Raw genomic sequence first — 6,733 nt, 5'->3', positions numbered from 1 at the left:
TCCAACTGGCCGGGGCGGTCGCGCTCTTTTCGCTCCTCGTCGGGACCGGCGGCTCGTTCGCGCTCACCATCGCCGTCTTCGTCGCGCTCGGCCTCACCATCCACGGCTCGACCGGCGTCTTCTACTCCTGTCGAGCGCGTCGTCGACGACGGCGACATCGGCGCGGCGACCGCCGGCGGCCAGACCGCGCTCAACGTCGGCGGCCTCGTCGCCCCGCCGCTTTTCGGCTTCGTCGTGGAGTCGACGGGCTACGGGGCCGGCTGGGCGCTCGTCGCCGGTTCGACGGTGCTCGCAACCGTCCTCCTGTTCGTCGTCAGACGGCGAATCTGACGGGCGGTCGCCGTCGACCAGTTCCTCGTCCCACGGGCGAGCCTTCTTATACCGAACCGCGGCAAGAGCGACACATGTCCGCCGTCGAACTGGAGTGGAAACGAAGGGGTTCCGTGTCCGAACTGCCAGCGTTTATGCCGGAGAGGGCGTGAGTATCACACCAATGGACGGACCCGTCCCCGAACTCGCCGAGCACGCGGCGGCCTGCGCGGCCCGCCTCCGCGACGCCGACCGGGTGCTCCTCGCCTCGCACATCGACGCCGACGGGTTGACGAGCGCCGGCATCGCCTCGAACGCGCTCGAACGCGCCGGCATCGCCTTCGAGACGGTGTTCTGCCGCCAACTCGACGAGGCCGCCGTGGCCGACATCGCGGCGACCGACTACGACACCGTGCTGTTCACGGACTTCGGGAGCGGCCAACTCGACATCATCGCCGAGTACGAGGCGGCGGGCGACTTCCATCCCGTCATCGCCGACCACCACCAACCCGCCGAGGGCGTCGAGACCGACCACCACCTCAACCCGCTTCGGTTCGGCCTCAACGGCGCGAGCGAACTCTCCGGCGCGGGCGCGAGTTACGTCCTCGCGCGGGCGCTCGAACCCGAGCGCGTCGACAACCGCGACCTCGCGGCCCTCGCCGTCGTCGGCGCGGTCGGCGATATGCAGGACACGAACGGCGAACTCCGCGGGGCCAACGCGGGCATCGTCGACGAGGGCGTCGCGGCCGGCGTCGTGGAGGAGGGCACCGACCTCCGCATCTACGGCCGACAGACCCGCGCGCTCCCGAAACTCCTCCAGTACGCGACCGACGTTCGCATCCCCGGCATCTCGAACAACGAGGCCGGAGCCATCGAGTTCCTCACCGAACTCGACGTGCCCTGCCGCGACGACGACGGGGAGTGGAAGCGCTGGGTCGACCTCACCGGCGACGAGCGCCAGACGCTCGCCAGCGCGCTGATTCGCCGCGCCATCGCCAGTGGGGTGCCCGCCTCCCGCATCGACGACCTCGTGGGGACGACCTACGTGCTCTCTCGGGAGCAAGAGGGGACCGAACTCCGCGACGTGAGCGAGTTCTCGACGCTCCTGAACGCGACCGCGCGCTACGACCGCGCCGACGTGGGCCTCGCGGTCTGTCTCGGCGAGCGCGACGCGGCGCTCGACCGGGCACGCAGGCTCCTTCGGAACCACCGCAAGAACCTCTCGAATGGTCTCCAGTGGGTGAAAGAACACGGCGTCCGCGTCGAGGACAACCTCCAGTGGTTCGACGCGGGCGACGAGATACGCGAGACCATCGTCGGCATCGTCGCCGGGATGGCAGTCGGCACCAACGCGACCCGAAGCGGGATTCCCGTCCTCGCGTTCGCCGACACGGAGGAGGGCGAGGTGAAGGTCTCCTCGCGCGGGTCGTACGTGATGGTCCGAGACGGGCTGGACCTCTCGGCGGTCATGCGCGAGGCGTCGCGGTCGGTCGGCGGCGACGGCGGCGGCCACGACGTGGCCGCGGGCGCGACGATTCCGAAGGGCGAAGTCGAGGCGTTCATCGCCGAGGCCGACCGCATCGTCGGCGAGCAGTTGGCGGAGAACTCGGATTAATCGTCGACCGGATTCGACCCGAACCGCGCGGGCACCCAGTTCTGGCTGTCGATTGGTGGCCGCTCGTACCCGTTGTCGTCCTGTCTGGCCGGGAGTTCGATAGGGTCGGGCGTCAGGTCCTCGTAGTCGATTTGGTCCAACAGGTGCGAGATGCAGTTGAGCCGCGCGTGGCGCTTCACGTCCGCGTTGACGACGTGCCACGGAGCTTCGTCGGTATCGGTGTGTTCGAACATCCGGTCTTTGGCCTCGGAGTAGTCGGCCCACCGAGAGCGCGCTTCGAGGTCCATCGGGCTGAGCTTCCAGCGGCGCTTCGGGTCTTCGTTTCGCTTCTGGAACCGCCGTTCCTGCTCCTCGTCGCTGATGGAGAACCAGTATTTGACGAGGATGATACCCGACCGCACGAGCATCCGCTCGAACTCGGGGCAGGTCCGCAGGAACTCCTCGTACTCCTCGTTGGTACAGAAGCCCATCACCCGCTCGACGCCCGCGCGGTTGTACCAACTCCGATCGAAAAGCACCATCTCGCCCTCCGTCGGAAGCTGTTCGACGTACCGCTGGAAGTACCACTGTCCCTGTTCGCGCTCCGTGGGTTTGCCGAGTGCGACGACCCGCGCCACCCGCGGGTTGAGCCGGCGGGTGATGCGCTTGATGACGCCGCCTTTCCCCGCGGCGTCCCGCCCCTCGAAAACGACGCAGACCCGGAGATCGTGTTCTTTTATCCAGTACTGGAGTTTCACCAGTTCCTCTTGGAGGCGGTTCAACTCGCGTTTGTAGTGTTTCTTCTTCAGGACGCCCTCGTCGTCGTAGCGGGGCTCGTCGGTCGACATACGAGAACTGCGTGCGCTGTGAACAAATAGCGGGCGGAAAGCTGGGGTGGTGCGGCCGCTCAGAGGTCCGAACAGACCTGCTCGCCGCTCACGATTTCCGGGACGATGACCTCGTCGGCGCCGGCGCGGCGCGCGAGCGCCTCGTCCATCTGGTCGCCCGCGCGGACGACGAGTTTGGCGTCGGGGGACAGTCGACTCGACGCGATGGCGATTTGGATGTTCACTTTGGAGTCGTCGATTGCGCCGACGACGGTCGCGGCGCGTTCGACGCCCGCGTCTTCGAGTCTGTCCTCGCGGCGGGCGTCGCCTTCGACCGCGAGCAGGTCCGCGTCGAGCGCGCGCTGGAACTGCGCCTCCTTGCTCTCGACGACGACCACGTCGCGGCCCATCTCGCGGAGCCTCGACGCCACCGTCTTCCCGAAGGTTCCGTAGCCGCAGACGATTATGTGCGATTCGAGTTCCGCTATCTCTCGTTGGAGTTTCATCTGGTCGAGTTCCTCGCGTATCTGCCCGCCGAAGGCCGCGGAGACGAACGTCTCGCCGGCCCACAGCCCGGTTCCGATGAGGCCGGTGAGAATCACGATGGCGTACGCCTTGACGAGCGTCGCCGGCCCCTCGTGTGTCTGGTAGTGGAGTTCGATGCTGGTCGGGTCGAGCAGCCAGAACGCCGCGTCGACGAGGGACGCGCCGGCGAGGGCGCTGAACCCGCCGACGCCGGCGACGACGAACGCCGCGACTGCGACGAGCGGCCGGACCATTCGCCGGAGCAACGGTCTGTGCGCCAGCGCGTCGATGAGAATGCGGCGGTCGTACGTCACGGAGGCGCGGACACCTCGTGGGAGCGCGACCGGTCTGGCTCGTGCGGCCCGCAATCGCGGCGAATCGGGAGGTCCGACGATGAAATAGTACTAGTCTGTCCACATTCAGAGACATTCGACTCGCGTTTGAATCTATATTCGATCATGTAGCCAGTGTTCGACAACCTTTCGAGTATAAAATTGTTTGTCCTTAAACAACCCAATATTCTGGCTATGACTCCCTGATTCGGATTCAGGCACAATTAGATATAGCGGAATATAATTTATCATGGCCGGAGGTGGGAGAGGGAACGACCGGGTGTAGACTGCGCTCGCGTTCGGTTCAGGCTCGAAATCCGCGAAATCCTCATATCGGATGGTTGTGTATGTCATGGCACCGGCACGCATGCCGGAGTGGGGTGAACGATGGCGACTGCCAACTCAAACGAGGCCGAATACGACTACCCGGTCGGCTACGAACCGGAGGTACAAACAGAGACGGTCGAACTGGACCGTCGAACCGTCGAGCGACTCGACGCGCTGCGCGAGGACGACGAGTCGTACGACGAACTGATAACCGAGCTCGTGTCCATCTTCGCGGCGAGCGAACTCTCCGCCGCGCGGGTGGACAGCCCGCTCATCGAGTGACGCCCCGCGTCGCTCGATTTTCCGCATTTGAGACGCCCTGAGAGCGGAATCACCGTGTGGGAGGCAAGTAGTCGATAAATGGGACTTTGCTATACAGAATCCGAAATCCCGACGAACCAACCGTCCGATTTTTTGCCGGGAGCGCGAAAGCTCCGAGTATGACCGATTTCGACCCCGAGAAGTTCGAGGACAAGTACGCCAACTACTTCCCCGAACTCCAGCGCGCGTACAAGAACGCCTTCGAGACGATGAACGACGAGTTCGACTCGTCGCTCATCCACGGGGTCGACCAGCAGATTCTCAACGAGTCCGAGCCGTTCTACGAGGACGGCGGCTTTTCCGTGCGGCTCCCCGAGAACCCCGCCGAGCGACTGACGGCGGTCGAAATCGACGATGACGAGCTTGACGCCGTCCTCGACCGCTACGTCGACGAGATAGAAGGCGAGCTTCGGCGGGTCTTCGGCGTCGAGGCGTAACCCCGAACCAAAGGCCTAAGCACGTTCACCTCGAAGCCGCGTGCATGAGCACGGAGACGCAGGACGGCGAGGACGACCTCAAAGAGCGTGTCGTGAACTTCCTCCGTCGGAACTTCCCGCAGATCCAGATGCACGGCGGCAGCGCGGCCATCCGCGACCTCGACCGCGAGACCGGCGAGGTCACCGTTCTCCTCGGCGGCGCTTGCTCCGGGTGCGGTATCTCCCCGATGACCATCCAGGCCATCAAGACCCGCATGGTCAAGGAGATTCCCGAGATCAACGAAGTCCACGCCGACACCGGCATGGGCGACGACGGCGGCATGGGCGGCGACAGCCGCGGTGGCAGTCCGTCGTTCCCCGGCGACACCAGCGATGACACGACCGACATCGAAGACGACCAGGGCCCGCAGGCCCCGTTCTAAGTCGGCGTTCCGGACGGTTTCGTCTCGTCGTCGGCCGAGAACAGGAGTTTTATCGGCGACTACTCCCCACCCTCGGGTATGACTGCCGAGTCGCCCGAGAACGTCCTCTTCGTCGTCATGGACACGGTCCGCAAGGACCACCTCACGCCGTACGGCTACGACCGCCCGACGACGCCGGGGCTCGACCGATTCGCCGACGAGGCGACTGTCTTCGAGCAGGCCGTCGCGCCCGCGCCGTGGACGCTCCCGGTCCACGCCTCGCTTTTCACCGGGATGTACCCCAGCCAGCACGGGGCCGACCAGGAGAACCCCTACCTCGAAGGCGCGACGACCCTCGCCGAGACGCTCTCGGCGGCCGGCTACGACACCGCCTGTTACTCCTCGAACGCGTGGATAACGCCGTACACGCATCTGACCGACGGCTTCGCCGAGCAGGACAACTTCTTCGAGGTCATGCCCGGCGAGTTCCTGTCTGGCCCGCTGGCGAAGGCGTGGAAGACGATGAACGACAGCGACGCGCTCCGGACGCTCGCGGATAAGCTCGTCAGCCTCGGCAACACCGCCCACGAGTACCTCGCCGGCGGCGAGGGTGCGGACTCGAAGACGCCCGCCGTCATCGACCAGACCATCGACTTCATCGACGACTCCGAGGAGTTCTTCGCGTTCGTCAACCTCATGGACGCGCACCTGCCGTACCACCCGCCCGAGGAGTACAAAGAGCGCTTCGCGCCCGGCGTCGATTCGACCGAGGTCTGCCAGAACTCCAAGGAGTACAACGCCGGTGCCTACGAGATTGGCGACGACGAGTGGGATGACATCCGCGGGCTCTACGACGCCGAAATCGCCCACATCGACGACCAACTCACCCGGCTTTTCGACCACCTGAAAGAGACCGGGCGCTGGGACGACACCATGGTCGTCGTCTGTGCGGACCACGGCGAACTCCACGGCGAACACGGCCTCTACGGCCACGAGTTCTGCCTGTACGACCCGCTCATCAACGTCCCGCTCATGGTCAAACACCCCGACCTCGATGCGGACCGACGCGACGACCAGGTCGAACTGGTCGACCTCTACCACACGGTCCTCGATTCGCTCGGCGTCGAGGGCGGCGAACCCGCGAGTCCCGGCGACGACGCGGTCGGCCTCGACCACACGCGGTCGCTCCTGTCGGCCGACTACCGGGAGTTCGCGCGCGCGTCGAACGACGACCCCGGCCAGCGCCGAGACGGCGAGTACGCCTTCGTCGAATACTCTCGTCCCGTGGTCGAACTCAAGCAGTTGGAGGAAAAAGCCGCGAACGCCGGCATCGAACTCCCCGAGGACTCGCGGTTCTACTCCCGGATGCGGGCGGCGCGACGGGTCGACGCCAAGTACGTCCGAATCGACCGCGTCCCCGACGAGGCCTATCGCATCGATACCGACCCCGAGGAGACCGAGAACGTCGCCGACTCGGACGACGAGGCGGTCGCCGAGACGGAGGCCGCCCTCACGGAGTTCGAAGACGCTATCGGCGGCGCGTGGACCGACGCGCTCGATACCGACGTGTCGGACGACTCCGTGGACCAGATGGACGACGAGGCACAAGACCGCCTGCGCGACCTCGGCTACCTCGAATAGACCGACGCCGAGTCTACCG

The 6,733-nt window shown here is 65.7% G+C and carries 7 protein-coding genes and 1 pseudogene; 6 read left to right on the top strand and 2 right to left on the bottom strand.

Annotation, left to right across the window (positions count from 1 at the left end; genetic code table 11):
- Together NKF06_RS09780 and NKF06_RS09775 are read left to right on the top strand one after the other, a co-directional pair.
- A pseudogene (locus tag NKF06_RS09780) lies at positions 1–330 on the top strand (MFS transporter); the annotation flags it as partial.
- Between the two features lie 163 nt (positions 331–493).
- Positions 494–1,924 (top strand): DHH family phosphoesterase, encoded by a 1,431-nt coding sequence (locus tag NKF06_RS09775; protein ID WP_253245271.1) that lies wholly within the window; start codon positions 494–496, stop codon positions 1,922–1,924.
- Here the strand turns inward: NKF06_RS09775 and ppk2 are convergent.
- Together ppk2 and NKF06_RS09765 are read right to left on the bottom strand one after the other, a co-directional pair.
- Positions 1,921–2,751 (bottom strand): polyphosphate kinase 2, encoded by an 831-nt coding sequence (ppk2, locus tag NKF06_RS09770; RefSeq protein WP_253245270.1) that lies wholly within the window; start codon positions 2,749–2,751, stop codon positions 1,921–1,923. The two genes, NKF06_RS09775 and ppk2, sit on opposite strands and share 4 nt — an antisense overlap.
- A 59-nt stretch (positions 2,752–2,810) precedes the next feature.
- Positions 2,811–3,569, bottom strand: coding sequence for an NAD-binding protein (locus tag NKF06_RS09765; RefSeq protein WP_253245269.1), 759 nt, complete (start codon positions 3,567–3,569; stop codon positions 2,811–2,813).
- Between the two features lie 405 nt (positions 3,570–3,974).
- Here NKF06_RS09765 and NKF06_RS09760 point away from each other — a divergent pair, with 405 nt between their 5' ends.
- The 4 genes from NKF06_RS09760 to NKF06_RS09745 all read left to right on the top strand — a co-directional run bounded on the left by NKF06_RS09760 (position 3,975) and on the right by NKF06_RS09745 (position 6,714).
- Complete coding sequence (locus NKF06_RS09760; RefSeq protein WP_004973972.1) at positions 3,975–4,196, top strand: hypothetical protein; 222 nt, start codon at positions 3,975–3,977, stop codon at positions 4,194–4,196.
- Positions 4,197–4,354: 158 nt separating this feature from the next.
- Complete coding sequence (locus tag NKF06_RS09755; protein ID WP_253245268.1) at positions 4,355–4,672, top strand: DUF5783 family protein; 318 nt, start codon at positions 4,355–4,357, stop codon at positions 4,670–4,672.
- A 44-nt stretch (positions 4,673–4,716) separates the two neighbouring features.
- Positions 4,717–5,094, top strand: a complete 378-nt coding sequence (locus tag NKF06_RS09750) for a NifU family protein (RefSeq protein WP_004973974.1) — start codon at positions 4,717–4,719, stop codon at positions 5,092–5,094.
- A gap of 78 nt (positions 5,095–5,172) precedes the next feature.
- Positions 5,173–6,714 (top strand): sulfatase, encoded by a 1,542-nt coding sequence (locus tag NKF06_RS09745; RefSeq protein ID WP_253245267.1) that lies wholly within the window; start codon positions 5,173–5,175, stop codon positions 6,712–6,714.
- Positions 6,715–6,733: the final 19 nt, after the last annotated feature.

This window comes from Haloferax sp. AB510 (genome assembly GCF_024136985.1).
GTDB lineage: Archaea > Halobacteriota > Halobacteria > Halobacteriales > Haloferacaceae > Haloferax.
This window is presented reverse-complemented; position numbering and strand designations above follow the sequence as displayed.